Origin of the sequence: Paraburkholderia acidiphila, assembly GCF_009789655.1 — a bacterium.
GTDB lineage: Bacteria > Pseudomonadota > Gammaproteobacteria > Burkholderiales > Burkholderiaceae > Paraburkholderia > Paraburkholderia acidiphila.
Genome location: NZ_CP046909.1, coordinates 1,719,743 through 1,744,741 on the forward strand (window position 1 = coordinate 1,719,743; position 24,999 = coordinate 1,744,741).

The window sequence follows — 24,999 nt, forward strand, 5'->3', positions numbered from 1 at the left end:
GACCCGATCAGGTGCCGTGCCGCTGACGATAACCGTCGAGGAAGCGCGCAATGCGGTTGATCGAATCGGTCAGGTCGTCGACGTTCGGCAGGAACACCACGCGGAAGTGGTCCGGCTGCTTCCAGTTGAAGCCCGTGCCTTGCACGAGCAGCACACGCTCCTGCAGCAGCAGATCGAGGATGAACTGCTGATCGTTCTCGATCGGATAGAGCTTCGGGTCGAGGCGCGGGAACATGTAGAGCGCCGCCTCGGGTTTCACGCAGGTCACGCCCGGAATGGCCGTGAGCATGTTGTACGCGAGTTCGCGCTGACGATAGAGGCGACCGCCTGGCTGGATCAGCTCGTTGATGCTCTGGTAGCCGCCCAGCGCCGTCTGGATCGCGTACTGGCCCGGCACGTTCGCGCACAGGCGCATGGAGGCGAGAATGCCGAGGCCTTCCGTGTAGTCCTTCGAGCGGCGGCGGTTCTCGCCCGTCATGCCCGAGAGGAACATCCAGCCCGCGCGGTAGCCGCACGCGCGATAGCTTTTGGAGAGGCTGTTGAGCGTGACCGTGATCACGTCTTCCGAGAGCGAGCCGAGCGCCGTATGCGTCTTGCCGTCGTAGATGATCTTGTCGTAGACCTCGTCGGCGAACAGGATCAGGCCGTGCTCGCGCGCGATCGCAACGAGCCCGCGCAGCAGGTCGTCGGAATAGAGCGCGCCGGTCGGGTTGTTCGGGTTGATGACGACGATCGCGCGCGTATTCGGCGTGATCTTCGCGCGAATGTCGTCGAGGTCGGGCATCCACGCGTTCGACTCGTCGCAGACGTAGTGCACGGGCGTGCCGCCCGACAGGCTCACCGCCGCCGTCCAGAGCGGATAGTCGGGCGCGGGCAGCAGCACTTCGTCGCCGTCGTTCAGGAGCGCCTGCATGGCCATCACGATCAGTTCGGACGCGCCATTGCCGATGTAGATGTCGTCGAGTTCGACGCCCTTGATGCCCTTTTGCTGCGCGTAATGCATGATCGCCTTGCGCGCGGCGAACACCCCCTTCGAATCCGAATACCCCGAGGAGCCCGGCAGGTTCAGGATCATGTCCTGAATGACCTCGTCGGGCGCGTCGAAACCGAACGGCGCGAGATTGCCGATGTTCAGCTTGATGATGCGATGGCCTTCTTCTTCGAGGCGCTTCGCGTGCTCGAGCACCGGCCCGCGGATGTCGTAGCAAACGTTCTGCAGCTTGTTGGATTTGAGAATCGGTTTCACGGCGGGCTGTCGGTCAGAAAATCGGTCAAAGAATCAGTCAGAGCGTCAGAGACGAGTCAGACGCGGTAAAAGGGCTGGAACAGGCTGAAATGCCGTTGCCCGGCGGCGGATGGCGCCCTGGCGGACAAGACATACAAGGGAGCCGGAGGAGCGCCCCCGGCGGGACACAAGCCGCGCACGATTGCGGGGTAGCGCCAGGCGCACGCACAACGCCAAGCGCCCGTTGAGATTACCTCAGACCGCCCCGGCAGCTTGTGGCTGCCCTTGCCCGATGCGCGGATGGCGCGCTTAGCGGTCGCCGGCGCGATCTCCCCGCGCTCACCGCCGCAGTGGCGGCTAAAAAGTTATAATTTAGCGGATTTTGACCAACTTCCGCAATGCGCAATCGGCTAGAAGGCGGGTCGCGAAGCGGGTGACAACGGGCTATACGGCGCGGGCGACTCAGTGCGGGCGACAAGGCGGTTCGCGCCGCGGCTGGCGTCGGCACAGGATATGCGCCCCCTCGCTTGCGCACCCGGCCTGCCCTTATCCCGGAACCCCGTTTTGAAACTACACCAGGACTCCAGCGCCGCGCTGAACACCGTGACCGGTTACGGCGCCGACTACGTCGAAGTGAACCTCGAACGCCACACGGGCAGCATCATCGTGATGCCCGAATCGCCGGTCACGCCCTGGCCGGTGCACGCGTTCGACGCCCTCACGCCCGAACTCTTCGAGATGCTTCTGCCGCTGAACCCCGAGGTAGTGGTGTTCGGCAGCGGCGAGCGGCTGCGCTTTCCTCACCCTCGCCTGACCGCGGCGCTGGCCGCGAAGCGCATTGGCGTCGAGGCGATGGACTTCAAGGCCGCCTGCCGCACCTACAACATCCTCATGGCCGAAGGCCGTCGCGTGGCGGCCGCGCTTCTGATCGAAAGCTGACGCGCCTTAAGCTTGCCTTCAGGTCGCCGAACGGCGGCGTAGTACACTTGCGCGCCGCGTGCGAAGCGCGCGCGCCGGGCGTGGCATAGGTGCCGCGCGCGACCGGCGCGCATGCCCCGCATCCCGACCGCAACGACTGCAACAAGAACAGGCTGAAACCATGAACGATACGCCATCGAGGCTACCGCTCAACCGCAGCGCGATCCTGCTCCTGATCCTCGCCCTCGCCGTGATCTGGTTCCTGCCGCTCGGCTGGCGCCACCTGCTGCCGAGCGACGAAGGCCGCTACGCCGAAATGGCGCGCGAAATGCTCGCGACCGGCGACTGGATCACGCCGCGCTACAACGACTACAAGTACTTCGAGAAGCCCCCGCTGCAAACCTGGATGAACGCGCTCACGTTCGCGTGGTTCGGCATCGGCGAGTGGCAGGCGCGCCTCTACACGGCGCTCACCGGCTTCGCCGGCGTGCTGCTGATCGGCTTCACCGGCGCGCGCGTGTTCAACGCCGCCACGGGCTTCTTCGCCGCGGTCGTGCTCGCCTGCGCGCCGTACTGGAACCTGATGGGCCACTTCAACACGCTCGACATGGGCCTGTCGTTCTGGATGCAGCTCACGCTGTGCGCACTGCTGCTCGCGCAGCGCCCGAACCTGCCCAAAAACAACGCGCGCCTCTGGATGTGGGTGTGCTGGGGGGCCATGGCGATGGCGGTGCTCTCCAAGGGCCTCGTCGGCCTGATCCTGCCGGGCGCCGTGCTCGTGCTCTATACGGCGGTTTCGCGCGACTGGGCGCTCTGGAAGCGTCTGTATCTCGTGAGCGGCCTGATCGTGTTCTTCGCGATCGTTTCGCCGTGGTTCATCCTCGTGCAGCAGCGCAATCCCGAGTTCTTCAACTTCTTCTTCATCGTCCAGCAGTTCCAGCGCTACCTCACGCCCGCGCAGAACCGTCCCGGCCCGTTCTACTACTTCGTGCCGGTCATGCTGGTGGGCTTCCTGCCCTGGCTTTCGGTCAGCGTGCAGAGCGTGCGCCATGCGCTGCGTGCGCCGCGCCAGCCCAACGGCTTCTCGCCCGTCATGCTGATGCTTGTGTGGACGGTGTTCATCTTCCTGTTCTTCAGCGCCTCGCACTCGAAGCTGATCTCCTACGTCCTGCCGATTGCGCCGCCGGTTGCGCTCATCATCGGCATGTACCTGCCGGTCATGACGCGCACGCAGTGGAACAAGCACCTCGCGGGCTATGCGCTTTTCGCCGTCGTGCTGATGGGGGCCTCGTTCGTGCTCACCCGTCTTGGCGACGCGCGCAACCCTAACGCGCTCTATCGCGAGTTCCAGGTGTGGGTGTTCGCCGCGGCGGCTGTGGCCTTCGTCGTCACGATGGTCGGCCTGCGCCTGAACCGCGCGAAGCGCACGCCCGAAACCGGCGCGCGCGCGCCGGCGGTCGCGCTCGGCACGGCCTGGCTGCTGCTCGCGACCATCGCGGGCACGGGCCACGACGTGTTCGGCACGCTGAGTTCCGGCGCGCCGCTTGCGCCCGCGGTACGTGCCGCCATTGCGAAGCTGCCGCCCGACACGCCGTTCTACTCCGTGGGCGTGCTCGACCACACCATGCCCTTCTACGTGCGCCACGCGATGACGATGGTCGAAGTGACCGACGAGCTTGCCTTCGGCATCTCCGAGGAGCCGCAAAAATGGGTGCCGACCATCGCCGACTGGGAAGCGCGCTGGAAGGCCGACCGCTACGCGCTCGCGCTGATTCCGGTGAAGCGCTACGAAGAACTGGCTGCGCAGGGCCTGCCGATGCAGGTGATCGCCCGCGACGCACGGCGTGTGATCGTCCAGAAGCCGCAATCCTGAGCGCCTCCTGGCCCCGATTCACGCATGCGCGATAATCGGGCTGGCCGTGCAGCTGCGGCCAGCTCAAGCCGGCCTCCCTGTCCGCCCCCGATAACCCGTTGAAGCCCCCTTTCCGATGAATCCGATTTCCCTGATCTGCATCCTCGCCGGCGTCGGCCTGAACGCGTGCGCGCAACTGTTGCTGAAAGCGGGTGTCAATGCCGTTGGACACTTCGAATTCAGCCGTGCGAACATCTTGCCCATTGGCTTGAAGCTCGCGACGCAAGTGCCGATTCTCGGCGGCCTCACCTGCTACGTATTCAGCGTGGTCGTGTGGATTGTCGGGCTCTCGCGCGTGGACGTCTCGATTGCCTACCCGATGCTCTCGCTCGGCTACGTGGTCAACGCGTTCGCGGCGTGGTATCTGTTCGGCGAGGTCATGAGCGTGCAGCGGCTTGTCGGCATCGGCATCATCCTGATCGGCGTGTTTGTTCTCGCGCGCAGCTAAGCGGCCGCGGCGCGCACGATTCTGGCGCGCGCTGCGAGACCGCTTGCAGCACGGCATATCGCGCCCATATAAGCATTTCGTAAGATGCGCCGTGGCGGCCTTGCCGCCCGGCCCCACTTTCTGACGAGCAAAGAGCAAAGCACTCATGACCCAGTCATCTCCGCAGTCGACCGTCCCGTTCCTGCCGTTCGTGCGCCCCGAAATCGACGAAGAAACCATCCAGGGTGTCGCCGACGTGCTGCGCTCGGGCTGGATCACGACCGGCCCGCAGAACCAGGCGTTCGAGGCGGCGCTCTCCGAATACTGTGGCGGCCGTCCTGTGCGCACCTTCAATTCCGGCACGGCCACGCTCGAAATCGGGCTGCGCATCGCCGGCGTGGGGCCCGGCGACGAAGTCATCACCACGCCCGCCTCGTGGGTCGCGACCAGCAACGTCGTCTATGAAGTCGGTGCCACGCCCGTGTTCGCCGACATCGATCCCGTCACGCGCAACATCGACCTCGACAAGCTCGAAGCCGCCATCACGCCGAAGACGAAGGCCATCATCCCGGTCTTTCTCTCGGGCCTGCCCGTCGATATGGACCGCCTTTACGCGATCGCCCGCCAGCACAAGCTGCGCGTGATCGAGGACGCCGCGCAGGCGTTCGGCTCGAGCTGGAACGGCAAGCGCATCGGCGCGATCGGCGACATCGTTTCGTTCAGCTTCCACGCCAACAAGAACCTCACGTCGATCGAGGGTGGCGCGCTCGTCCTCAACGACGAAGCCGAGGCCGTGCTCGCGCAGAAGTACCGTCTGCAGGGCATCACGCGCACCGGCTTCGACGGCATGGACTGCGACGTGCTCGGCGGCAAGTACAATCTCACCGATGTCGCGGCGCGCGTCGGGCTCGGCCAGCTCAAGCATATCGAGCGCTTCACGCGCCAGCGCCGTGAGCTTGCACGGGCTTACTTCGCGGGTTTCGAGGGCGGCGCGGCGGTGAAGCTCGGCATGGGCCTGCCGCTCGCCGATTTTGCCAACAGCAACTGGCACATGTTCCAGATCACACTGCCGCTCGACAAACTCGCAATAGACCGTGCGGGTTTCATGGGTGAGCTGAAAGAGCGCGGCATTGGCTCGGGCGTGCATTACCCGGCCATCCACCTCTTCACGCTCTACCGCGAGCGCGGTTTCAAGGCGGGCATGTTCCCGCACGCGGAGCGCTTCGGCGCAAGCACGGTCACGCTGCCGCTCTTCACGCAGATGACCGAAGCCGATGTTGCGCGCGTGTGCGAGGCGGTCAACGAGATTAGCGCGAAGTTTGCAAAGTAGTTTGCAGAATCAGAAGTCGAAGTCCGCAGGCATACTCAGCAGGCAAGACACAGGGGAAACGCGGAAAGTCGGCGCAGTATTTGCGCCGCGATCGGCGCACGCAGTAAACCGAAGCATCCAATAACGGAATCGACGCACACATGAGTCAAACGGAACAAGGCACCTTGACCCCGGACACGCCGGAAGTCTCGGTCATCATTCCGGTCTACAACGAGGAAGCAGGCCTTCCCGCGCTGTTCGCGCGCCTGTATCCGGCGCTCGACCTGCTCGGCACCTCGTACGAAGTGATCTTCATCAACGACGGCAGCCGCGACCGTTCGGCCGCGATGCTCGCGGAGCAGTTCCGCGCGCGGCCCGATACCACGCGCGCGATCCTGCTCAACGGCAACTACGGCCAGCACATGGCGATTCTCGCGGGCTTCGAGCAGGCGCGCGGCGAGATCGTCATCACGCTCGACGCCGACCTGCAAAATCCGCCCGAGGAAATCGGCAAGCTCGTCGAGAAGATGCGCGAGGGCTACGACTACGTCGGCACCATCCGCAAGCAGCGTCAAGACAGCCTCTGGCGGCGCAAGGCTTCGCAGGCGATGAACCGTCTGCGCGAGCGCATCACGCGCATCAAGATGACCGACCAGGGCTGCATGCTGCGCGCGTACAACCGCCGCATCATCGACACGATCAACCGTTGCGGCGAAATCAACACCTTCATTCCGGCGCTCGCCTATACGTTCTCGCAGAACCCGGTCGAGGTCGAGGTCGCGCACGAGGAGCGCTTTGCCGGCGAATCGAAGTACTCGCTCTACAGCCTCATTCGCCTGAATTTCGACCTCGTGACGGGCTTCTCCGTCGTGCCGCTGCAGTGGCTGTCGTTCATAGGCGTGATCCTCTCGCTCGGCTCGGCCGGACTCTTCGTGCTGCTGCTGATTCGCCGCTTCATCATCGGCGCGGAAGTGCAAGGCGTGTTCACGCTGTTCGCCATTACGTTCTTCCTGCTCGGCGTGATCATCTTCGCGCTCGGTCTGCTTGGCGAGTACATCGGCCGCATCTACCAGCAGGTGCGCGCGCGTCCGCGCTACCTGATCCAGACGATTCTCGAGGAACGCAACGGCCGCGCCGTCGCCGAGACGCCGCGCCAGGATTTCGTGCAGGCCGCCGCGTTCGCGCAACCCGCGCCGACGGTGCCGCCCGCCAATGCGTCCACAAACCCGGCCAACGAAGGAGCTGGCCAATGAAGCCGCGTGCCGTTGTCTTCGCGTATCACAACGTGGGGGTGCGCTGTCTGCAGGTGCTGCTCGCGGGCGGCGTCGACGTGGCGCTCGTCGTCACGCATGAAGACAGCCCGACCGAAAACATCTGGTTCGGCAGCGTGAAGTCGGTGGCGCAGGAGCACGGCATCGAGGTCGTCACACCCGCCGACCCGAAGAGCGCCGAGCTGCGCGCGGCCGTTTCCGCGGCGCGGCCCGACTTCATCTTCTCGTTCTACTACCGGCACATGCTGCCGGTGGACCTGCTCGCCCTCGCCGGGCGCGGCGCATACAACGTGCACGGCTCGCTCCTGCCGAAGTACCGCGGCCGCGTGCCCACGAACTGGGCCGTGCTCAACGGCGAAACCGAAACGGGCGCCACGCTCCACGAAATGGCCGCGAAGCCCGACGCGGGCGCGATCGTCGCGCAAACCCCGGTGCCGATCCTCCCCGACGACACGGCCGCGCAGGTATTCGACAAGGTCACGGTCGCCGCCGAGCAGACACTCTGGCGCGTACTGCCCGCGCTGGTTGCGGGCGAGGCGCCGCATCTGCCGAACGATCTCACCAAAGGCAGCTACTACGGCGGACGCAAGCCGGAAGACGGCCGCGTCGATTTCGGACAGAGCGCGCAGCAGGTGTACAACCTCATTCGCGCCGTCGCGCCGCCCTATCCCGGCGCGTTCACGGACATCGGCAACGAGCGTTTCGTGATCGCCCGCGCGCGCCTCGTGCGGCCCGGCTCGCAAGATGCCGAAAGGGTCCGCCCCCTCGCCGGATTGCCCGTGGGCATCCACGTAAGCGATAATGCGCTTTTCGCCGTCTGCGGCGACGCACGCGCCATCGCGATCCACGAACTGCGGCATGCGCATGACGGTCAGGAGACCGTCATCAGCCCCGCCGCGTTCTCCGAACTCATTTCATCTGTCCCCCGTCCATGACCAAAAAAGTTCTGATCCTGGGTGTGAACGGCTTTATCGGCCACCACCTCTCCAAGCGCATCCTCGAATCCACGAACTGGGAAGTGTTCGGCATGGACATGCAGACGGATCGCCTCGGCGATCTCGTCAAGCATGAACGGATGCACTTCTTCGAAGGCGACATCACGATCAACAAGGAGTGGGTCGAGTATCACGTCAAGAAGTGCGACGTGATCCTGCCGCTCGTCGCCATCGCCACGCCCGCTACCTACGTGCAGCAGCCGCTGCGCGTGTTCGAGCTCGACTTCGAAGCGAACCTGCCGATCGTGCGTTCGGCCGTGAAGTACCGCAAGCACCTCGTCTTCCCGTCGACCTCCGAGGTCTACGGCATGTGCTCGGACGAGCAGTTCGACCCGGACGCCTCGGCGCTGACCTACGGCCCGATCAACAAGCCGCGCTGGATCTACGCGTGCTCGAAGCAGCTCATGGACCGCGTGATCTGGGGCTACGGCATGGAAGGCCTGAACTTCACGCTGTTCCGTCCGTTCAACTGGATCGGCCCGGGCCTCGACTCGATCTACACGCCGAAGGAAGGCTCGTCGCGTGTCGTGACGCAGTTCCTCGGCCATATCGTGCGCGGCGAGAACATCAGCCTCGTGGATGGCGGCGCGCAAAAGCGCGCGTTCACCGATATCGACGACGGTATCGAAGCGCTGATGAAGATCATCGAGAACAAGGACGGCGTCGCCACGGGCAAGATCTACAACATCGGCAACCCGACCAACAACTTCTCGGTGCGCGAACTCGCGCACAAGATGCTCGCGCTCGCCGCCGAATTCCCGGAGTACGCCGAGACGGCCAAGAAGGTGCAGCTCGTCGAAACGTCGTCGGGCGCGTACTACGGCGCGGGCTACCAGGACGTGCAGAACCGCGTGCCGAAGATCGACAACACGAAGCAGGAACTCGACTGGGCGCCGAAGTCGACCTTCGACGAAGCGCTGCGCAAGATCTTCGAAGCGTACCGCGGCCATGTGGCCGAAGCCCGTGCGCTCGTCGAGCAACACTAAGCGTTAGTTAGCCAGAGGACCTCGCCACTTGGCCCGCATCGTCCTGAAAATCGACGTCGACTCGCTTCGCGGCACGCGCGAAGGCGTGCCGAACCTCGCGCGCATCTTCGACCGCTACAAGGCGCGCGCCACGTTCCTGTTCAGCCTCGGCCCCGATCACACGGGCTGGGCGCTGCGCCGCGTGTTCCGGCCGGGCTTTCTCAAGAAGGTCTCGCGCACGTCCATAGTCGAGCATTACGGCGTGAAGCAGTTGATGTACGGCGTGCTGCTGCCGGGCCCCGACATCGGCGTGGAAGCCGCGGCTGAAATGCGCGCGATTCACGAAGCCGGCTTCGAGTGCGGCATCCATACGTGGGATCACGTGTACTGGCAGGACAACGTGCGCACGCGTGACGCGCAATGGACCGCGCGCCAGATGCAGAAGAGCCACGACCGCTTCACGCGCATCTTCGGCACGCCGCCTGTCACCCACGGCGCGGCGGGCTGGCAGATGAACGAGGCAGCCTTCGAGCAGATCGACACGTGGGGCATGAAGTACGCCTCGGACGGGCGAGGCCATTCGCCCTACCGACCGGTGGTGGCGGGCCGCACGTTGAACCACGTGCAGATGCCCACTACGCTGCCCACGCTCGATGAGGTTCTCGGGGTCGATGGCGTCGATACCGATACGGTCGCCGCGTGGATGCTCAAGCGCACCGAAAACAACCCGCACGACCAGGTCTTCACGCTGCACGCCGAACTCGAAGGCCAGAAGCTCGCGCCCATCTTCGAGCAGCTACTCTCGGGCTGGCGCGCGCAAGGCCACACGTTTGCCACGATGGGCGACTACCATGCGACGCTGGACCCGGATTCGCTGCCATCGTACCCTGTCACCTGGGGCGAGATCGCCGGCCGCTCCGGCCAGCTGATCGTTCAGCCCGACTGAATCCGCCGCCCGTGCGCCGCGGTGTCCCTGCCCGGATCCGCGCCCGCGCAAAGGCCCCCGCCGCGGGCGGCACGCCGTCCCGGCGAAACGGCGCCGCAGCCTCCAGACTCGAAGTGCTGCGGCAACGCCAGCCAATAACAAAGGGAGAGCCACGTGCCTGACGTGACCATCGCAGTCGACCATCCCGTTCCCGACTTCACCGCCCCCGCTACCGGCGGCGACTTCACGCTTTCGAGCCTGAAGGGCAGCAAGGTGGTGCTCTACTTCTATCCGAAGGACAACACGCCGGGCTGCACGACCGAGGGCCTGCAGTTCCGCGACCTCTATCCGAAGTTCAAGAAGGCCGGCGCGCAGATCGTGGGCGTGTCGCGCGACAGCGTGCGCTCGCACGATAACTTCAAGGCCAAGCTCGAATTGCCGTTTACCTTGGTATCGGATGCCGACGAAGCGCTGTGCACGCTCTTCGACGTCATCAAATTGAAGAAAATGTATGGCAAACAGGTACGGGGCATCGAACGCTCGACCTTCCTGATCGACGCTGCCGGCGTGCTACGCCAGGAGTGGCGCGGCATCAAGGTCCCGGGCCATGTCGAGGAAGTTCTGGAGGCTGTACAAGCGCTTTGAGGAGCGTTATATTGGGCTGCAATGAGTGCCTGTCCAACCCTTTTTACGTCGCGTTGCGGCGGTTTCGCAGCCGGTCATGGAATGACCGGAAATGCGCATCCGAGGCAACGGGACAACACCGAAGTGAAGCCGCTTGCCTCGTCATCCGGGGCGGCGGCTTTTTTGTTTGTTCCACGCTGTTCCCTCCCGTTTTTCTCCCCGTTCGCGCCGGCTTTGCGACCCGGCGCGCGCAAACGTCAAGGAGCTGATCGAAAACCAGGCGAACCGGCATTTTCTGACCTGAGCGCGCACCTTGCGCAGTAACGGCGGGCGCCTACCCGGCACCCGCACGCACCGCCCGAAAGCGCGCCTTACTGGGTAACCCCGCGACCACTCGACCCGAATATTTCGAGGGACACCATGCCTTTGCCTACTCCCCCCAGCAAGCTCGGCAACCTGCTGCCGCCGGATGAATACAAGACGCGTGCCCGCACGACGCGCAGCACACGCAAAGCCGCGAGCGAGAACGACGCGGCCGATGTTGCCGAATACGGCCCCGCGAGCGTCGCCGAGCCGATGACGCAGGCCGCCAACGCCGCGACCACGCTGCGCACGGTGCCGCTGCCGAGTGGCAGCGCCGAACTGGCCGCGCTCGAACCGGTCGCACCAGCGCCCGCGCGCAGCAAGCGCAACAACAAGCAAGTCACGGCCGCGCTGCTGCAGCCTCTCGAGGCACGCACCGGAGCCGACACGCCCGTTGCGCGCGACGGCAAACCCGCCTCGGCGAAAGCCTCCGGCGGCGCCGCTGCGCCCGCCACGCGCGCCGGCGCGAAGAAACGCGTGCATCCTGAAGAGAGCACCGAAGTCCAGAAGCTCTTCGTGCTCGACACGAACGTGCTCATGCACGACCCGACCTGCCTGTTCCGTTTCGAGGAACACGACGTCTATCTGCCGATGATGACGTTGGAAGAACTCGACAACCACAAGAAGGGCATGTCCGAAGTCGCGCGAAACGCTCGTCAGGTGAGCCGCACGCTCGACCAGTTGGTCGCCAACGCGGGCCCGATCTCCGAAGGCATTTCGCTTGGCCGCCTCGGCAGCCGCGAAGCGCTCGGACGCCTGTACTTCCAGACCACGCTCACGCATATCGATCCGGTCGACGGCCTGCCGCAGGGCAAGGCCGACAACCAGATCCTCGGCGTGGTGCGCGCGCTGCAGCGCGACCGGCCGGACCGCCTTGTCGTGCTGGTGTCGAAAGACATCAACATGCGCATCAAGGCCCACGCGCTCGGCCTGCCCGCGGAAGATTACTTCAACGACCAGGTTCTTGAAGACAAGGACCTGCTCTACTCGGGCGTGCGCGCGCTCCAGCAAGACTTCTGGTCGAAGCACGCAAAGGGCATGGAGTCCTGGCAGGACACCAAGACCGGCACGACGTACTACCGCGTGACGGGCCCCGAGTGCCTCTCGATGCTCGTGAACGAGTTCGTGTATCTCGAGCCGCAGAACGGCGAGCCGGCGTTCCACGCGATCGTGCGCGAGCTCAACGGCAAGACGGCGCTCCTGCAAACGCTGCGCGACTACGGCCACCACAAGAACAACGTGTGGGGCATTACGGCGCGTAACCGCGAGCAGAACTTCGCGCTGAACCTGCTGATGAACCCGGAGATCGACTTCGTCACGCTGCTCGGCCAGGCCGGCACCGGCAAGACGCTCGTCGCGCTCGCGGCGGGCCTCGCTCAAGTGCTCGACGAAAAGCGCTACAACGAGATCATCGTCACGCGCGCGACGGTGCCGGTTGGCGAGGACATCGGCTTCCTGCCGGGCACCGAGGAAGAAAAGATGCAGCCTTGGATGGGCGCCTTCGACGACAACCTCGAAGTCCTCCAGAAAACCGATGACGCCGCCGGGGAATGGGGTCGCGCTGCGACTCAGGAACTGATCCGCTCGCGCCTGAAAGTGAAGAGCATGAACTTCATGCGCGGCCGTACGTTCGTCGACAAGTATCTGATCATCGACGAGGCGCAGAACCTCACGCCCAAGCAGATGAAGACGCTCGTCACGCGTGCGGGTCCGGGCACGAAGATCGTGTGTCTCGGCAACATCGCGCAGATCGACACGCCTTACCTCACCGAAGGCAGTTCGGGCCTGACCTACGTGGTGGACCGCTTCAAGGGCTGGGCACACAGCGGCCACGTGACGCTCGCCCGCGGCGAACGCTCGCGGCTTGCCGATTACGCGTCCGATATCCTGTAATCCGTCCGCCGGCCGCCGCTTTTCGGGGGCGACTGTGCAAACGACGAGGACCGTATCCGGGGAACCGGATGCGGTCCTTTTTTATTGACCGGGCGTCCCCCAGGCGCAACAGTTGGCGTCCGAACTTCAAGTAAGTTGTGAAGAATCCTTGCGAAAGCCCTGACGGGCGGGCTACCATCCGCCCATGATCCGTTTTCCCAATGGCGCACGCGTCGCGCGCGCCATCTTCGCTTCATGCGCCGACTCTGGCTTCCGCTCCTGATCGCCGTCCTGCTTGCCGCGTGTTCCAGCGCGCCGCAAAAGGTATCGCGCAGCGGTTCGCCTTCCAGCGAGAACGCGTGGCGCACCCGGCCACCCGGCTTTCCCAACTTCGTCGATCACAGCGTGGGCCGCGAGGAAATCTCGATCCAGGCAATGGGGCTCGTCGGCATTCCGTATCGCTGGGGCGGCAATACGCCCGATAGCGGCTTCGATTGCAGCGGTCTCGTGAAATATGTGCTGGCGCGCTCGGCCTCGGTGGACTTGCCGCGCACTACGGCCGAGATGAGCACGCGCGGCGAAACGATCGAGCCCGGCGAAATCGCTGCCGGCGATCTCGTGTTCTTCAATACGACCGGGCGGCCGCATTCGCATGTCGGGATCTACGTGGGCAATCTGCGCTTCGTGAATGCGCCTTCGACGGGCGGCACGGTGCGGCTCGACTATCTGACCAATCCCTACTGGGCGAAGCGCTTCGACGGAATCCGCCGAATGGCGCCGCCCAAGCGCACGCCTTTCGAGACGCCGACGTGGGAAGCCTCAGCACCGCCTGAACGCTCGCCCGGCGTGAATGTCGCGCCGCCGGCCGCCGCCATGGCGAGCGTCGCGCCTGCCGCGAGCGCGCAGCCCGCGCCGCGCGCCGTTGCCGCGAGTCAGAACCGCATCGTCGCCGCGCCCGCACCAGCCTATGCGGCAACGCCGGCAACCGTACCGACGACCTCCACGGCCACCGCCCCGGCTGACGCATTCGAGCCACCACCGGCTTCGCTCGGCGCGGCGCAAACGCAGGCACGCGACGCGGGCGCGCTCGCGCCGGCAGTCGCGCCTGGCAACACCGCGCCCGCCTACGCCGCCAGTCCCGCCAGCAACACGCCGCGCGACGCCATCGACGCTGCTGCCGATGCCTTCGAGCCCCCGCCGCCCACCGCAAACGCAGCAGCACGCCAGGCGGGCCAGGTGGGCTCGGCGCCGAACCAGGCGGCGGCTCCTGCCGCCGGCAGCGTGCAGATCATGCGTGCCGCGACAGCCGGTTCAATGTTGCCCGCCCCAACCCAATCCAGCGACGATCCCATCGCGCGCTTTGCGAACAGCGGCGACTGAAAGACCACGCCACGGCACTGACGGGCACTTTGCCCCTGGCCGGACGGCGACGCAGGTTTTCGCCGCTCCGCGCCTCTGCTATCGTTTCGGGACCGTTTTACATACTTTCGCGCAGCGAGGCGACGATGGATCTTGGACTCAGCAAGAAGGTGGTACTCGTGACGGGCGGCAGCAAGGGCATTGGTCTTGCCTGCGCGCGCGCCTTTGCGCAGGAAGGCGCCCGCGTGGCGATCGTCTCGCGCGACCCCGCCAATCTCGCGCGCGCCCGCGAGCAGCTGGCGAGCGAGGGCCTGCACGTGCACCTCACGCGCGCCGACCTGCACGAAGCGCATAGCGCCGCGGACGTGGTCGAAGAAGTCTCCACGGCGGTCGGCCCTATCGATATCCTCATCAACAGCGCGGGCGCGGCACGCCGCTACGACCCAGAGACGCTCGATGCGGACGCCTTCCGCGCGACGATGGAGGCGAAGTATTTCCCCTACATCTACCCGCAGCAGGAAGTGCTGCGCCGCATGGTGCAGCGGATCAAGTCGGGCGAGAGCACGGAGCCTGGCGCCATCGTCAATATCATCGGCATGGGCGGAAAGTTCGCGAGCGATATCCATATCGCGGGAGGCGCGGCCAACGCGGCGTTGATGCTCGCCACCGTGGGCCTTGCGCACTATCACGCACGCTACGGCATCCGCATCAACGCAATCAACCCCGGCGCCACGCTCACGGAGCGGCTACAGGAGGTTGTTCAACTGGAAGCCCAACGCACGGGCGTCGGCGCGGACGAGGCATTGGCGAGCGGCGAATCGAAGGTGCCGCTCGGGCGCTACGCGAAGCCGGAGGAAATTGCCGATGTCGCGCTTTTCCTTGCCAGCCGGCGCGCGAGCTACGTCACGGGTGCGCTCATTCCAATGGATGGGGCGAGCACGCCGTTGATCTGAAGCGCTCGCCAGCGCGCCGGCGCGGCCAAAAGCACCGCGGCGCCCGAAGGCGCCGCAGGTTTTACATGAAGCGGTGACCGAGCCACCAGGCAGCCGCGGCCAGTGTGGCCGAGGCCGGTATGGTCAATACCCAGGCCCAGACAATGTTGCCCGCCACGCCCCAGCGCACAGCGCTGAGCTTCTGCGTCGCGCCAACGCCGACAATTGCGCCCGTGATCGTGTGCGTGGTGGAAACGGGTATGCCCATCCACGAAGCCGTGAAGAGCGTGAGTGCCCCGCCCGCCTCCGCGCAGAAACCGCCCACCGGCTTGAGCTTGGTGATCTTCTGACCCATCGTGCGCACGATGCGCCAGCCGCCGAACAGCGTGCCGAGACCCATCGACAGATAGCAGCCGCCAATGACCCAGATGGGCGGCGCGTCCGAGCCGATCGCCGAGTAGCCCGTTGCGATCAGCAGCATCCAGATAATGCCGATGGTCTTCTGCGCGTCGTTGCCGCCGTGGCCGAGGCTATAGAGGCTCGCGGAAATGAGTTGCAGGCGCCTGAAGCGCCGGTCGACCTTGCTTGGCGGTGTGCGGAAGTACAGCCACGACACCGTGAGCATAAAGAACGACCCCAGAATGAAACCGAGCAGCGGCGAGATGAAGATGAACGCCACGGTCTTCATGAGGCCGTCGAAATTGAGCGAGCCCCAACCCGACTTCGCGAGCGCCGCGCCCACGAGACCGCCGATCAGCGCATGCGAGGAACTCGACGGAATGCCGTAGTACCAGGTGAGCACGTTCCAGCCGATCGCACCCATCAGCGCGCCGAACACCACATAGTGGTCGACGATATCGGGGTCGATCGTGCCTTTGCCCACTGTCTGCGCCACCTTCAGGTGGAACACGAAATAGGCGATCACGTTGAACATGGCGGCAAACGCCACCGCCTGCTGCGGCTTCAGAACGCCCGTGGACACGACCGTGGCGATGGAATTCGCCGCGTCGTGAAAGCCGTTCATGAAGTCGAAGATGAGAGCGATGGCGACCAGCGTCGCGACCGCCCAGAGGGCGAGTTGTATCGATTGCATCGCAGTCCGCTCAGGCGTTCTCTAGCACGATGCCTTCGATGATGTTCGCGACATCCTCGCACTTGTCCGTGATCGCTTCGAGCAGTTCGTAGATGGCCTTCAGCTTGATCAGCGTCTTGACGTTGTCTTCCTCGCGGAACAGCTTCGAGATGGCGGAACGCAGCAGGCGGTCGGCGTCGGATTCGAGGCGATCGATGTCTTCGCAAGCCTTGAGGATCTCGCGCGCCTGCTTCATGTCGGAGAGGAGCCCCACCGCCAGTTGCACGCGCTCGGCCGTGGCCGTCACCACGTGCGCCAGCTGGCTCGCCTCGGCGGTCACCGCTTGCACGTCATAGAGCGAAATGGCCGTGGCGACGTCCTCCATGAGGTCGAGGCAGTCGTCCATCGTCGTGATCAGCTTGTGGATCTCGTCGCGGTCGAGCGGCGTGATGAAGGTCTTGTGCAGCAGGTCGATCGCCTCGTGTGTGAGCTTGTCGGCGGCCTTTTCGGCGGCCTGCACGTTCTGCTTGTGGACCTCGGCGTCAGCGAGGTTATCGATCAGAAGTTCGAGTTCGCGGCTCGCGGAAACGATGCATTTCGCATGCGCGTTGAAAATTTCGAAGAACTTGCCCTCGGTGGGCATGAATCGACCGAACATTGGTATCCCGGAAATTGGTCACGGATTGCCGTCAGAAAGCGGCAAATTGGGCGGCAAAATAAGCGACAAAGCCAACCGTCATAAAACGGCAACATTGTATCGTCAGGAGAGTGCCGCCGCATGGATCGACTAACGCCGCCGCGGCATTTGCGCCACTTTGGCGCAAGCCGCGCGAAGATTTGCGTTATTCGCCGTAGAAGGTCTGCGCCCCGGCAAAATTATCGAACTTCGTGTATTGACCGTGGAACGTGAGGCGAACAGGTCCGATCGGACCGTTACGCTGCTTGCCGATGATGATTTCGGCCGTGCCCTTGTCGGGGCTGTCGGGGTTGTAGACTTCGTCTCGATAGATGAACAGAATGACGTCCGCATCCTGTTCGATAGCGCCGGATTCGCGCAGGTCCGACATCACCGGCCGCTTGTTCGGGCGCTGTTCCAGACCGCGGTTCAGCTGCGACAGCGCGATCACGGGCACGTCCAGTTCCTTCGCGAGGCTCTTGAGCGAGCGCGAGATTTCCGAAATCTCGGTCGCGCGGTTTTCGCCCGACGACGAGCCGCTCATAAGCTGAAGGTAGTCGATGATGATGAGCCCGAGCTTGCCGCACTGGCGCGACAGACGCCGCGCGCGCGAGCGCAATTCCATCGGGTTCAGGCCGCCCGTTTCGTCGATGAAGATTTGCGCCTCGCTCATTTTCTGCACGGCGTGCGTGAGCTTCGGCCAATCCTCGTCGGTGAGGCGCCCCGTACGCATACGGTGCTGATCCAGACGTCCGACCGAGCCAAGCATACGCATGATGAGCTGCGTGCCCGGCATTTCCATGGAGAACACCGCCACCGGCAGACCGTACTCCACGGCCACGTACTCGCCGATATTCATCGAGAACGCGGTCTTACCCATCGACGGGCGCCCTGCCACGATGATCAGCTCGCCGCCGTGCATGCCCGATGTCATGCGGTCGAGGTCCATGAAGCCCGTGGGCGTCCCCGTCACGTCGCTCGGGTTGGCCGTGTGATAGAGCGTGTCGATGCGCTCTACGACCTGCGTGAGCAGCGGCCCGATTTCGAGGAAGCCCTGGGTGCCGCGCGCGCCGTCTTCGGCGATCGAGAACACCTTCGACTCGGCCTCGTCGAGCAGCTGGCGCACTTCCTTGCCCTGCGGGTTGAAGGCATCGGCGGAAATTTCGTCGGCGACGGAAACGAGGCGCCGCAGCACGGCGCGGTCTCGCACGATCTCCGCATAGCGGCGGATATTCGCGGCGCTCGGCGTGTTCTGCGCGAGCGCGTTCAGGTACGCGAGGCCGCCTACATCATCCGCTTTGCCCGAGGTGCCGAGCGCTTCGTACACCGTCACCACGTCGGCCGGGCGCGTGGCCGCGATCAGCCGGCCAATGTGCTCGAAGATGATGCGGTGATCGTAGCGGTAGAAGTCGCTTTGCGAGAGGAAGTCGGCAATCCGGTCCCACGCGGCGTTGTCCAGCAGCAGGCCGCCGAGCACCGATTGCTCGGCTTCGATCGAATGCGGCGGGACTTTCAGCGAGTCGAGTTGGGGATCTTTCGGAGCGTTCATGGAGGGCAATTATCGGACAAGGGGGTGCCTCGAACAAGCGTGAAAACTCGCAGCGAGCGTCCAGACAGCGCACAACAAAAAAGGCAGAAGCCCTGCGGCTCCTGCCCTTCCTGATCTTGCGTCAAACCGCGCGGCCCGCTTGGGGCCGCACGTGGGTACTTAGGCGTGCTCGCCCAGCACCGACACCGTGACGTCGACGAGGACGTCGGTGTGCAGCGCAACGTGCACCGGGTGGTCGCCCACCATCTTCAGCGGGCCTTCCGGCAGACGCACTTGCGCCTTTTCCACTGCGAAGCCTTGCTTCGTGAGTGCAACGGCGATGTCCGCGTTCGTGACCGAACCGAACAGACGGCCGTCGACGCCGGCCTTCTGGCCGATCTGAACGGTCAGGCCGTTCAGCTTTTCGCCTTCGGCTTGCGCAGCTGCCAGCTTTTCAGCGGCGGCCTTTTCGAGTTCAGCGCGGCGAACTTCGAATTCAGCGATTGCGTCCTTCGTTGCGCGGCGTGCCTTCTTGTTCGGGATCAGGAAGTTACGTGCGTAACCGTCCTTCACCTTCACGATGTCGCCGAGGTTACCCAGGTTGACGACTTTTTCCAGAAGAATGATCTGCATTCTATTGCTCCTTATCGCGTCGTCTTATTAGGCCTTGTGCTGGTCGGTGTACGGCATCAGCGCGAGGAAACGCGCGCGCTTGATAGCCGTGTCCAGCTGACGCTGATAGTGGGCCTTCGTACCCGTCAGACGAGCCGGCGTGATCTTGCCGTTTTCGCCGATGAAGTCCTTCAGCGTATCGAGGTCCTTGTAGTCGATCTGTTCGACGTTTGCAGCCGTGAAGCGGCAGAACTTCTTACGCTTGAAGAGCGGGTTTTGTTGCTGACGACGCTTGTCGAATTTCTTACCAGTCGGGCGGGGCATGATTAGTCCTTTCCTGTGCCTTGCATTTCGGTGATGTGAAACACCAGGGTTCGCGCATTGCGGTGCTTTTTCGCCAGAAAACCGGTGAAGAGCGCTTCCACGCCCAACTCGCAGCTTTCCACGAGACCGCAGGCCTTGCCGGCCGCCACCGCGGGCATCGTGAGTTCGACGAAGCGGGGAATGCCGGCTTCGACGACCTCCGTGCGGTGCTGCAACGTCACGCTTGCAATCGGAACGCCGGCGGGGGTATACCGCACCGGTTCGCGTTCGACGACGCTCGCCGTAAGCTGCAGCCTGTTCACGGGGCTAACTTAAACAAATAAGTCGGGCAAATGAGCTCGAATCCTGATGGCTTGTGTACTTAAGCCTGCGCTTCGGTCGGCTGGGCAGCCGCCTTCTTGGCTTCTTCGCGCTGCACTTCCTTCATCATCGGCGACGGGCCGGTTTCGGCCTTCTTCATCTTGACGATGAGGTGACGCAGAACAGCGTCGTTGAACTTGAACGCGTGTTCCAGTTCGTCGAGCGTGGTCTGGTCGCATTCGATGTTCATGCAGACGTAGTGAGCCTTCGCGAGTTTCTCGATCATGTAGGCCAGTTGACGACGGCCCCAGTCTTCGATGCGGTGGATCTGACCACCGTGCGAGGTGATCGTGCTCTTGTAGCGCTCGATCATGGCGGGCACTTGCTCGCTCTGATCGGGGTGCACGATAAAGACGATTTCGTAATGACGCATATTCACTCCTTGTGGATTAAAGCCACCCGGGCGTCGGAACCGGTGCGGCAAGTGAGAAGCCGAAGATTGTAGCGCGGATGGGCCACGCGCGCAAGGCAGATCGTGCCTCCGGGCGATGAATCGGGCGTGTTTTCAATGACTTGCGCGGCGAGGAGCGTCCTGGAGACGTCCTACCGCGCTCTTGGGAGACGAAAACCTAGCTGCCGGCCGCCTCGCTTGCGCCGCCCGCGAGACGGGCGTCGAGCGCCGCGCGCAGGCCGTCGAGCGCATCCGCGCCGGCGTCCGAAACCGCCCACCAGGTCATGCCCGCCGCCTGCCAGCGCAGGAGCGCGTAGCCCTCGCTCGAACTCGACGGCGCGCCGCCCGAGACAGCCGGCCCGCTCGCGCCCGGCGGGAATACATAGACGTCGATCACATGCTTTTGATAGTGATAGATGAGCACGGCGACGCGTTCACGCCCCACATAATCGAGGCGCCCACCCGCCAGCGCGAAGCCCTGCGGCGCCAGATCGAAAACGGGCGGCGCGTAGTCGATGCGGCCGTTGAACCACGGCTTCACGGTATGGCGATCGGTCGATATCACGTCGATATCCCGGCCCGACATCTGGGCGCGCACGTGGCTCGACACGAGATCGTCGACGAAAGCGGTCTCAGCGGCCGGTCGGCGCAGATGCAACGTGCCGATCACCGCCAGCGCGCAAAGGATCAGTACGGCGCAGCCGAACCACGCAAGCGTGGCCGCGCGCGGGCCCGCGCTCGTGGCCGGCACGCTCCAGCCACCACCGCCCTGCACGCCTGCGCCGCTCCCCGGCCACCCGTTGCGCAACCAGGCGCGCCAGCCACCCGAGCCGCGCACGGGAGCGGGCGATGGCGTTGCCTTCGCGGGCGCCACATCGGTCGCGGGCAATGCCGCGACGATACGCGCAGCGAGCCCAGCCGGCGCGCGGTGGTATGGCGCCGAGCGGATCATCTGAGAGATAGCCTGAGCGTCGTCGGCGACACGGCGGCACTGCTCGCAACCTGCGAGATGCTCGCGCACACGCCATTCGTCGGCGGCGGAGAGTTCGCGATCGACGCTGGCGTCGACCAGCGGGCGCGCTTCGTTACAGTTCATCTGGCGCCTCCGTCGTTCGGCCGTCAGTGCGGGAGCGCAACGGCGCTCCGCCGTCGGCGGCCGGCTCCTCGCGGAACCGACCGCCGCTCCCCCGGCCGGATGGTCTCCTGGCTTGATTGCTTCCCCCGACACCTGCCCTGTCGTCCGCGCAGCCGGGAGCGCGGACAACGGATTCGCTTGCGGGTTCGCTGGCTGCGCCACGCTCGCCGCGGTATGCCGCCAGCAGCGTCGCCAGACGCCTGCGGCCCCGTGCAAGCCGCGACATCACGGTGCCGACCGGCAAGTCGGCAATCGCCGCGATCTCGCGGTAGCCCAACTCTTCCAGCTCGCGCAGCACCAGCACTTCCCGATACTCCACCGGCAGGCGCCTCAGCGCGTCCTGCACATGGCGGGCGTCTTCGGCACGGATCGCGAGCGTCTCCGGATCGACGCCGCCGGTTTCCCAGCCTTCGAGCGGCGCGTCGTCGCGCAACTCGTCGAATGGCGCCACCTCTTCCGCCCCCGCGCGCCGCCGCCATTCGTCGTACCAGACGCGCCGCACGATTGCGAGCAGCCACGGGCGGGCCTCGTCGCCGCGAAACGCGTCGAAGAAGCGAAACGCACGCAGGAACGCCTCCTGGACGATATCTTCCGCGTCGCCCTGATTGCGCGAAAGCCAGCGCGCGAGGTTGTAGGCCGCATCGAGATGCGGCAGCGCCAGCGCCTGAAAGCGGCGGCTGCGTCCGGCCTCATCCTGTTCATACGCGGATTCGCCCACGTCGTCCCCTCGCGTCTTCGTCTGGCTTGCTTGCGCGACCGTGGCCGCTATACACGCACTACCGAAGCTCGGGCCAGTTTATTCCCGCGCTCTGTGCACGAAAACGAAAATAAATTCGAAATGCGTCATCACACACCGGCCCAATAGCCCGGACGCGCGTAGACCTCCTTGAGATAGTCGATGAAATAGCGCACGCGCGCCGGCACGTAGCGCTGCTGCGGATACACCGCGAGGATGTCGTAGTCCGGCAGCGCGTACTCGTCTAGCACGGTCTCGAGTTCGCCGCGCGCGAGTTGAGCGTCGATCTCCCAGGTCGAGCGCCAGCCGAGGCCGAGACTCTCGGTCACCCAGCGATGCAGCAGCTCGCCGTCGTTGCAATCGAGCGTGCCGCCCACGCGCACCGTCACGAGCTTGCCGCCGCGGCTGAAGTACCAGCCGCGGTTCTGGCCGCCCTGCAGGTTGAACGCGAGGCAATTGTGGTTCGGCAGGTCTTCGAGCGTTTTCGGGCGTCCGTGCTTGCGGAAGTACTCGGGCGTGCCGCACACCACGCGCCGGTTCGTGGCGAGCTTCACGGCGACGAAGTTCGGATCCACCGCGCCGCCAATGCGGATCGACAGGTCATAGCCCTCGCGCACCAGATCGACCACGCGGTCGGTGAGATTGAACGAGACCTGGAGTTCGGGCTTGTCGGCGAGAAACGCGGGCGCGAGCGGCGCGACATGCTTGCGCCCGAACGCGGCAGGCGCCGAGACGATCAGATGGCCGCTCACCACCTGGCGCCCGGCGGACAGCTCGTTTTCGGCCTGATCCCAGTCCGCGAGCAGGCCACGGCAGCGCTCGAGAAAGGCCGCGCCCTCCTCGCTCACCACGAGCCGCCGCGTCGAGCGGTAGATGAGCTTCACGCCCAGGCGCTTTTCCAGCGCGTCGATGCGCCGCCCGAGGATGACCGGCGAGACGCCTTCCTCGAGCGCCGCAGCGGCGAGGCTGCCCGCTTCCGCGACGCGCACGAAGGTTTCGATCTGCTTGAAGCGGTCCATTGCGTGTCTCCTCTCTCCCATGCCGCGCGCCGCAGGCGCCGGCGCGACTCTTGCCCGCGCCGGAAGCCCCGCCACACCAGCATTCCATACTTTTTGTTTCGGAATAAACGACCTGGACTGATCTTATCAAACCTTTCCTGTGCCCCTAAAGTGGGCCTCAACGCTTAGCCATTCCCCGCATACGAGACATTCAGGAGACATTCATGGCCAAAATGAGAGCCGTCGACGCCGCTGTTCTGGTGCTCGAAAAAGAAGGCATCGATACCGCTTTCGGCGTGCCGGGCGCCGCCATCAATCCGTTCTATTCGGCGATGAAGAAGGCCGGCGGCATCACGCACGTGCTGGCGCGCCACGTCGAAGGCGCCTCGCACATGGCCGAGGGCTATACGCGTGCCACGCCCGGCAACATCGGCGTGTGCATCGGCACCTCGGGCCCCGCAGGCACCGACATGATCACGGGCCTCTACTCGGCCCAGGCCGATTCGATTCCGATCCTCGCGATCACGGGCCAGGCGCCGCGCGCCCGCCTCTACAAGGAAGACTTCCAGGCCGTCGACATCGAGTCGATCGCCAAGCCCGTCACCAAGTGGGCCGTCACCGTGCGCGAGCCGGCGCTCGTGCCGCGCGTGTTCCAGCAGGCGTTCCATCTGATGCGCTCGGGCCGTCCGGGTCCGGTGCTGGTCGATCTGCCGATCGACGTGCAACTCGCCGAAATCGAATTCGACATCGACACGTACGAGCCGCTGCCGGTCTACAAGCCGAAGGCGACGCGCAAGCAGATCGAAGCCGCGCTCGAACTGCTCAACGCCAGCGAAAAGCCGCTGATCGTGTCGGGCGGCGGCGTGCTCAACGCGGCAGCCGAAGACCTGCTCGTCAAGTTCGCCGAAACCGTGGGCGTGCCGGTGATCCCGACGCTCATGTCGTGGGGCGCGATTGCCGACGACCACCCGCTCATGGCCGGCATGGTCGGTCTGCAGACCTCGCATCGCTACGGCAACGCGACGATGCTCGCCTCCGACTTCGTGCTCGGCATCGGCAACCGCTGGGCGAACCGTCATACGGGCAGCGTCGAGGTCTATACGAAGGGCCGCAAGTTCGTGCACGTCGATATCGAACCGACGCAGATCGGCCGCGTGTTCGGCCCGGATCTCGGCATCGTGTCGGACGCGAAGGCCGCGCTCGAACTCTTCGTCGAAATCGCGCAGGAATGGAAGGCCGCAGGCAAGCTGAAGGACCGCAGTGCGTGGGTGGCCGACTGCCAGCAACGCAAGCGCACGATGCTTCGCAAGACGCACTTCGAGAACACGCCGATCAAGCCGCAACGCGTGTACGAAGAGATGAACAAGGCGTTCGGCCGCGACACCTGCTACGTGAGCACGATCGGCCTGTCGCAGATCGCGGGCGCGCAGTTCCTGCATGTGTACAAGGCGCGCAACTGGATCAACTGCGGCCAGGCGGGCCCGCTCGGCTGGACGATTCCCGCGGCGCTCGGCGTGCGCGCAGCCGATCCGACGCGCCCCATCGTGGCGCTCTCGGGCGACTACGACTTCCAGTTCATGGTCGAAGAGCTGGCCGTGGGCGCACAGTTCAAGCTGCCGTACGTGCACGTGGTCGTGAACAACTCGTATCTGGGCCTGATTCGCCAGGCGCAGCGCGCCTTCGACATGGACTTCTGCGTGCAGCTCGCGTTCGAGAACATCAACGCACCTGAAGTGAACGGCTATGGCGTCGATCACGTCACGGTCGCCGAAGGTCTCGGCTGCAAGGCGCTGCGCGTGTTCAAGCCGGAAGAAATCGCACCGGCGCTCAAGCAGGCCCAGGCGCTCGCTGCCGAGCACAGCGTGCCGGTGGTCGTCGAAGTGATACTCGAGCGTGTGACCAACATCTCGATGGGCACCGAGATCGACGCGATCAACGAGTTCGAAGAACTGGCCGAAAAGCCCGAGCACGCGCCGACTGCCATCAGCGCGCTGAATGCCCTCGACTGAGCGGCACTCGACCACGCAACACCGCAGCACAGGCAGCGCGCACGGCTTCGGCGCGCTGCCA

General features: G+C 64.8%; 24 protein-coding genes. 13 read left to right on the forward strand and 11 right to left on the reverse strand.

Going from position 1 to position 24,999, the window contains the following annotated elements:
• Positions 1–7: 7 nt before the first annotated feature.
• Positions 8–1,246, reverse strand: a complete 1,239-nt coding sequence (locus FAZ97_RS07665; RefSeq protein WP_158757901.1) for a pyridoxal phosphate-dependent aminotransferase — start codon at positions 1,244–1,246, stop codon at positions 8–10.
• 543 nt (positions 1,247–1,789) lie between these two features.
• On the opposite strand from FAZ97_RS07665, the gene FAZ97_RS07670 reads away from it, so the two are divergent.
• The 12 genes from FAZ97_RS07670 (at position 1,790) to FAZ97_RS07725 (ending at position 15,118) form a co-directional block, all read left to right on the forward strand.
• The gene (locus FAZ97_RS07670; RefSeq protein WP_158757902.1) at positions 1,790–2,164 is read left to right on the forward strand and encodes an Mth938-like domain-containing protein; all 375 of its coding nucleotides are present in this window, start codon (positions 1,790–1,792) and stop codon (positions 2,162–2,164) included.
• A 160-nt stretch (positions 2,165–2,324) separates the two neighbouring features.
• Positions 2,325–4,016 (forward strand): glycosyltransferase family 39 protein, encoded by a 1,692-nt coding sequence (locus FAZ97_RS07675; RefSeq protein WP_158757903.1) that lies wholly within the window; start codon positions 2,325–2,327, stop codon positions 4,014–4,016.
• Positions 4,017–4,131: 115 nt separating this feature from the next.
• Positions 4,132–4,503, forward strand: a complete 372-nt coding sequence (locus FAZ97_RS07680) for an SMR family transporter (protein WP_158757904.1) — start codon at positions 4,132–4,134, stop codon at positions 4,501–4,503.
• Between the two features lie 145 nt (positions 4,504–4,648).
• Positions 4,649–5,812, forward strand: coding sequence for a DegT/DnrJ/EryC1/StrS family aminotransferase (locus FAZ97_RS07685; protein WP_158757905.1), 1,164 nt, complete (start codon positions 4,649–4,651; stop codon positions 5,810–5,812).
• 140 nt (positions 5,813–5,952) lie between these two features.
• Positions 5,953–7,044, forward strand: coding sequence for a glycosyltransferase (locus FAZ97_RS07690; protein WP_158757906.1), 1,092 nt, complete (start codon positions 5,953–5,955; stop codon positions 7,042–7,044).
• The gene (locus FAZ97_RS07695; protein ID WP_158757907.1) at positions 7,041–7,997 is read left to right on the forward strand and encodes a formyltransferase; all 957 of its coding nucleotides are present in this window, start codon (positions 7,041–7,043) and stop codon (positions 7,995–7,997) included. Before FAZ97_RS07690 ends, FAZ97_RS07695 begins: the two co-directional genes overlap by 4 nt.
• Complete coding sequence (locus tag FAZ97_RS07700; RefSeq protein WP_158757908.1) at positions 7,994–9,043, forward strand: bifunctional UDP-4-keto-pentose/UDP-xylose synthase; 1,050 nt, start codon at positions 7,994–7,996, stop codon at positions 9,041–9,043. The genes FAZ97_RS07695 and FAZ97_RS07700 overlap by 4 nt, the downstream gene beginning before the upstream one ends.
• A gap of 28 nt (positions 9,044–9,071) precedes the next feature.
• Positions 9,072–9,968 carry a polysaccharide deacetylase family protein gene (locus FAZ97_RS07705; protein ID WP_158757909.1) on the forward strand — a complete coding sequence of 299 codons (897 nt, stop codon included), beginning with the start codon at positions 9,072–9,074 and terminating at the stop codon, positions 9,966–9,968.
• A 162-nt stretch (positions 9,969–10,130) separates the two neighbouring features.
• Complete coding sequence (locus tag FAZ97_RS07710; protein WP_158759090.1) at positions 10,131–10,592, forward strand: peroxiredoxin; 462 nt, start codon at positions 10,131–10,133, stop codon at positions 10,590–10,592.
• Positions 10,593–10,991: 399 nt separating this feature from the next.
• On the forward strand, positions 10,992–12,827 hold the full coding sequence (locus FAZ97_RS07715; protein WP_158757910.1) for a PhoH family protein: 1,836 nt from the start codon (positions 10,992–10,994) through the stop codon (positions 12,825–12,827).
• Between the two features lie 234 nt (positions 12,828–13,061).
• Complete coding sequence (locus FAZ97_RS07720) at positions 13,062–14,186, forward strand: C40 family peptidase (protein WP_158757911.1); 1,125 nt, start codon at positions 13,062–13,064, stop codon at positions 14,184–14,186.
• Between the two features lie 125 nt (positions 14,187–14,311).
• Positions 14,312–15,118 carry an SDR family oxidoreductase gene (locus tag FAZ97_RS07725; RefSeq protein ID WP_158757912.1) on the forward strand — a complete coding sequence of 269 codons (807 nt, stop codon included), beginning with the start codon at positions 14,312–14,314 and terminating at the stop codon, positions 15,116–15,118.
• A gap of 61 nt (positions 15,119–15,179) precedes the next feature.
• Here FAZ97_RS07725 and FAZ97_RS07730 read toward each other — a convergent pair whose 3' ends face one another.
• From FAZ97_RS07730 to FAZ97_RS07775, 10 genes are all read right to left on the reverse strand, one after another.
• On the reverse strand, positions 15,180–16,190 hold the full coding sequence (locus FAZ97_RS07730; RefSeq protein WP_158757913.1) for an inorganic phosphate transporter: 1,011 nt from the start codon (positions 16,188–16,190) through the stop codon (positions 15,180–15,182).
• 10 nt (positions 16,191–16,200) lie between these two features.
• On the reverse strand, positions 16,201–16,827 hold the full coding sequence (locus FAZ97_RS07735; RefSeq protein ID WP_158757914.1) for a DUF47 domain-containing protein: 627 nt from the start codon (positions 16,825–16,827) through the stop codon (positions 16,201–16,203).
• Positions 16,828–17,011: 184 nt separating this feature from the next.
• Entirely contained in the window at positions 17,012–18,394 is a 1,383-nt protein-coding gene (locus tag FAZ97_RS07740) for a replicative DNA helicase (RefSeq protein ID WP_158757915.1), read from the reverse strand.
• A 159-nt stretch (positions 18,395–18,553) separates the two neighbouring features.
• A complete protein-coding gene (rplI, locus tag FAZ97_RS07745) occupies positions 18,554–19,006 on the reverse strand; it encodes a 50S ribosomal protein L9 (RefSeq protein ID WP_158757916.1) in 453 nt (150 codons plus the stop codon).
• Positions 19,007–19,033: 27 nt separating this feature from the next.
• Positions 19,034–19,309: a 30S ribosomal protein S18 gene (gene rpsR, locus FAZ97_RS07750; protein ID WP_027797225.1), complete on the reverse strand. Its 276-nt coding sequence runs from the start codon at positions 19,307–19,309 to the stop codon at positions 19,034–19,036.
• A gap of 2 nt (positions 19,310–19,311) precedes the next feature.
• Positions 19,312–19,611 carry a primosomal replication protein N gene (priB, locus tag FAZ97_RS07755; protein WP_158757917.1) on the reverse strand — a complete coding sequence of 100 codons (300 nt, stop codon included), beginning with the start codon at positions 19,609–19,611 and terminating at the stop codon, positions 19,312–19,314.
• Positions 19,612–19,670: 59 nt separating this feature from the next.
• The gene (gene rpsF, locus FAZ97_RS07760) at positions 19,671–20,042 is read right to left on the reverse strand and encodes a 30S ribosomal protein S6 (protein WP_027818337.1); all 372 of its coding nucleotides are present in this window, start codon (positions 20,040–20,042) and stop codon (positions 19,671–19,673) included.
• Positions 20,043–20,238: 196 nt separating this feature from the next.
• The gene (locus FAZ97_RS07765; RefSeq protein WP_158757918.1) at positions 20,239–21,156 is read right to left on the reverse strand and encodes an anti-sigma factor family protein; all 918 of its coding nucleotides are present in this window, start codon (positions 21,154–21,156) and stop codon (positions 20,239–20,241) included.
• Positions 21,146–21,913 carry an RNA polymerase sigma factor gene (locus FAZ97_RS07770; RefSeq protein ID WP_158757919.1) on the reverse strand — a complete coding sequence of 256 codons (768 nt, stop codon included), beginning with the start codon at positions 21,911–21,913 and terminating at the stop codon, positions 21,146–21,148. The genes FAZ97_RS07765 and FAZ97_RS07770 overlap by 11 nt, the downstream gene beginning before the upstream one ends.
• 128 nt (positions 21,914–22,041) lie before the next feature.
• Positions 22,042–22,950: a substrate binding domain-containing protein gene (locus tag FAZ97_RS07775; protein WP_158757920.1), complete on the reverse strand. Its 909-nt coding sequence runs from the start codon at positions 22,948–22,950 to the stop codon at positions 22,042–22,044.
• Between the two features lie 203 nt (positions 22,951–23,153).
• On the opposite strand from FAZ97_RS07775, the gene gcl reads away from it, so the two are divergent.
• Entirely contained in the window at positions 23,154–24,938 is a 1,785-nt protein-coding gene (gcl, locus tag FAZ97_RS07780; RefSeq protein ID WP_158757921.1) for a glyoxylate carboligase, read from the forward strand.
• Positions 24,939–24,999 lie beyond the last annotated feature (61 nt).

What these genes read in the sequence shown, in the direction of transcription:
- FAZ97_RS07720 (WP_158757911.1), top strand. Translation starts at nt 13,062, where the DNA reads ATGCGCCGACTCTGGCTTCCGCTCCTGATCGCCGTCCTGCTTGCCGCG.
- FAZ97_RS07680 (WP_158757904.1), top strand. Translation starts at nt 4,132, where the DNA reads ATGAATCCGATTTCCCTGATCTGCATCCTCGCCGGCGTCGGCCTGAAC.
- gcl (WP_158757921.1), top strand. Translation starts at nt 23,154, where the DNA reads ATGGCCAAAATGAGAGCCGTCGACGCCGCTGTTCTGGTGCTCGAAAAA.
- FAZ97_RS07735 (WP_158757914.1), bottom strand. Translation starts at nt 16,827, where the DNA reads ATGTTCGGTCGATTCATGCCCACCGAGGGCAAGTTCTTCGAAATTTTC.
- FAZ97_RS07675 (WP_158757903.1), top strand. Translation starts at nt 2,325, where the DNA reads ATGAACGATACGCCATCGAGGCTACCGCTCAACCGCAGCGCGATCCTG.
- FAZ97_RS07715 (WP_158757910.1), top strand. Translation starts at nt 10,992, where the DNA reads ATGCCTTTGCCTACTCCCCCCAGCAAGCTCGGCAACCTGCTGCCGCCG.
- FAZ97_RS07690 (WP_158757906.1), top strand. Translation starts at nt 5,953, where the DNA reads ATGAGTCAAACGGAACAAGGCACCTTGACCCCGGACACGCCGGAAGTC.
- FAZ97_RS07695 (WP_158757907.1), top strand. Translation starts at nt 7,041, where the DNA reads ATGAAGCCGCGTGCCGTTGTCTTCGCGTATCACAACGTGGGGGTGCGC.
- FAZ97_RS07700 (WP_158757908.1), top strand. Translation starts at nt 7,994, where the DNA reads ATGACCAAAAAAGTTCTGATCCTGGGTGTGAACGGCTTTATCGGCCAC.
- FAZ97_RS07765 (WP_158757918.1), bottom strand. Translation starts at nt 21,156, where the DNA reads ATGAACTGTAACGAAGCGCGCCCGCTGGTCGACGCCAGCGTCGATCGC.
- FAZ97_RS07775 (WP_158757920.1), bottom strand. Translation starts at nt 22,950, where the DNA reads ATGGACCGCTTCAAGCAGATCGAAACCTTCGTGCGCGTCGCGGAAGCG.
- FAZ97_RS07685 (WP_158757905.1), top strand. Translation starts at nt 4,649, where the DNA reads ATGACCCAGTCATCTCCGCAGTCGACCGTCCCGTTCCTGCCGTTCGTG.
- rplI (WP_158757916.1), bottom strand. Translation starts at nt 19,006, where the DNA reads ATGCAGATCATTCTTCTGGAAAAAGTCGTCAACCTGGGTAACCTCGGC.
- rpsR (WP_027797225.1), bottom strand. Translation starts at nt 19,309, where the DNA reads ATGCCCCGCCCGACTGGTAAGAAATTCGACAAGCGTCGTCAGCAACAA.
- FAZ97_RS07740 (WP_158757915.1), bottom strand. Translation starts at nt 18,394, where the DNA reads ATGAACGCTCCGAAAGATCCCCAACTCGACTCGCTGAAAGTCCCGCCG.
- FAZ97_RS07725 (WP_158757912.1), top strand. Translation starts at nt 14,312, where the DNA reads ATGGATCTTGGACTCAGCAAGAAGGTGGTACTCGTGACGGGCGGCAGC.
- FAZ97_RS07730 (WP_158757913.1), bottom strand. Translation starts at nt 16,190, where the DNA reads ATGCAATCGATACAACTCGCCCTCTGGGCGGTCGCGACGCTGGTCGCC.
- rpsF (WP_027818337.1), bottom strand. Translation starts at nt 20,042, where the DNA reads ATGCGTCATTACGAAATCGTCTTTATCGTGCACCCCGATCAGAGCGAG.